The sequence below is a fragment of the uncultured Enorma sp. genome, from assembly GCA_905210055.1.
Lineage (GTDB): Bacteria > Actinomycetota > Coriobacteriia > Coriobacteriales > Coriobacteriaceae > Enorma.
The window spans coordinates 1-2,693 of sequence record CAJLVH010000189.1; the positions used below are offsets into that span (position 1 = coordinate 1).

General features: G+C 62.1%; 1 protein-coding gene. It reads left to right on the forward strand.

The window, feature by feature from the left end:
• Positions 1–297 precede the first annotated feature (297 nt).
• The coding region (locus QZ079_RS08995) for a metallophosphoesterase (protein WP_297037512.1) at positions 298–2,693 on the forward strand (2,396 nt) is incomplete at its 3' end.

A 2,693-nucleotide genomic window follows, 5' to 3' on the forward strand; every position in this document is an offset into this window, starting at 1 on the left:
ATCCCTCTCTCTCCGCCATGCGACTTGCACGCCCGGCGTCCTTGTGGTGCCGGGCATTTTGCTAGCACCCCGCCAAAACAAATCGCTTTCATTCTTGACGAAGTGTTAATGCGATGCTCGTGCGCCGCTTGCGGACGCCTTACACGCGAACGCGATACTAAACGCCGTGTGCCCGTATCGACGGTGCGCAGCGGCAGCGCATCCGCCCTCCGGCTCCCGGCGGGCGTTCTCCAGCACCCGCGCATCCGATTTCGGGCGAATCGACCAGGTAGAAGATGTGCTAAAGATTGGAGAACTATGTCGTTTACCCAGGAGCCTACCAACACGGAGCTTAGCGCCCCTTCGCCATGCGACGTGAGCCGACGCAACTTCCTCAAGCTCGTCATCGCCGCCGGCGGAACTGCTGCCGCCGCGAGCGCCCTCCCCTCAACCGCAGCGGCCGCTGAGACGCCGACCGCCTACCCCGAGAAGTTCACCTTCGCCGTCATGAGCGACGTCCACTACCTCTCGCCCGACCTCATCGCGAAGAACGCCTCGTATGAGATTGCCGAAAACTCCGACCGTAAGATGTTCAGCGAAAGCGCCGACATCCTCGACCGCGCGCTCGACGTAGTTGTCGAGCAGGCGCCCGATATGGTGATCGTCCCGGGCGACCTCACGAAGGACGGCGAATACCTCTGCCACGAACAAGTCGCCGAACGGTATCGCCGCGCCCAGGAGGCAATCTTCGAGGCAACCGGTAAGCAAACCAAGTTCTACGTCATCAACGGCAACCACGACCTCAACAACCACCACGCAAAAGACTTCGCTTCCGCCGGCGCCGAAGACACTGTCGCGCCGAACGCCCAGCGCACCAACCCTACGGAGTACAAAACCGATATCTGGGCGGACTTCGGCTACCCCGAGGCCACGGCGTTTTTCGACAAAGAAGGTACGCGCGACGGCAGCCTCTCCTACGTGGTGCGCCCCTGCCCCGGTCTCACGCTTATCGTCGTGGACTCCTGCAGCTACAACCTCGACGGCGGCGACGGTACGCTCGCCCAGGAGACGCAGGACGGCATGACGCAGGAACTCCTCGACTGGGTGTGCGCCCAGGCGAAAGCCGCGAAGGCCGCCGGCAATGTGGTCGTGGCCATGCAGCACCACGGCATCGTCGAGCACTTCGGCTATGAGGACGAGATCTTCGGCGAATATCTCGTCAATAAGAACCTGAGCTACACGGCCGTAGCCGAAGCCTACGCGGACGCCGGCATCTCCGCCGTGTTCACCGGGCACATGCACGCGAACGACATCGCCGCGCACACCTCCGCCGCCGGCAACACCGTCTACGACATCGAAACCGGCTCGCTCGTGACGTACCCCTCCTACATGCGCACGGGCTCCTTCGAATTTATGCAGAAGGGCGACGAGCTCGAATGCACGCTTACCGTTGACTCGAAGCCGCTCGACACGGTGAGCTTCGATCTGGCAAGCCAGGGCGGACTCGTCGAGGTGGACTCCGCGGACATCACCGCCTACGGCAAGGAGCGCACACTCACGGTGGAGTCGGTCACCACGATGCTCAACGGCTACGTGGTGGATCCGCTGCTTGCCCAAGTTGAAGCCGGGAACGGCATAAAGGCGACGATCGCCGGCCTTTTGGGTTGCGAAGCCTCCGCGCTTAACGGACAGCTGTGGTCGCTCCTCACAAGCTTCCTTCCCACTTCGATCGAGGATGCTATTGCACAGGGCTTCTACATCTCGAAGAAGATCCTCATCATGCAAGTCGACGTTGCCCTTTTCTTCAACGCCGAATCTGGTCGTATCGAGGCGTGGCAGCTCGCCGAAACGCCGGCGACTGCGAGCGCCCTCGACATCAACTTCACGCCCGCAGAGGAACAGCAGATCATCGACGTGCTCAGTTCGACTCCGTCCACCATGGCGGAGGGTGATGAATGCGCCCTGTACATCAATGCGGACGACTTCTCGACCTTCCTCGATGCCCTTCTGAACGAGCTCGACCAAAAGGTTCTTCTCGACACAACGAACGGTGGGCAGCAAGCGCTGCGCGACATCGTTTCCAACCTTGTCAAAGACCTCCTCAACAGCCAGGTCAACGACACGTACTCGGTGCTCGGACTTGTCGACTTCGCCTATCAAGATCACCTGCTTGGCAATGAGCAGCCTGGCGGCGAGGCGGTTTCGTCTGCCATCGCGAGCATCCGGAACGATAACCTGCTCGGCACACTTGTGGGCGCGCAGGTCAATGCTTTGCTTGAAGCAGACTCCGCGTTCATGGTGCTTGCCGAGCAGGTCGCCTGCGTTCCCTCGGAGCTTATTAAGCAGGAGGGCAGCAACGTTATTGGCGGCCTTGTCGTCGGCCCCCTCCTTCTTGGCAAGGTCAAAACGCTTGCCGATCTTGTTGAGCTTCTCACCGGTTCCATGCTCGGCCTCGACCTGGGCGCCACGGTGGCAGGCCTCGTTCCCAGCATCGAGCTCTTCGGGCAGCCGGTGCCGCAGCTCGCTGCGGGAGCGCTCGAGACGCTCTCTACCGATACGAACGTCGCCGACGACCACCATCTCGTCGCGACGGCGACGGCGACCATTCCCACCGAGGAAGAGAAGCCGTCGGGCGACGGGTCGCAAGGCGGGGATGGTGGTTCGACCGGCGGGAACGGCGGCAACGGTGGCGGCTCGACCGGCGGGAACGGCGG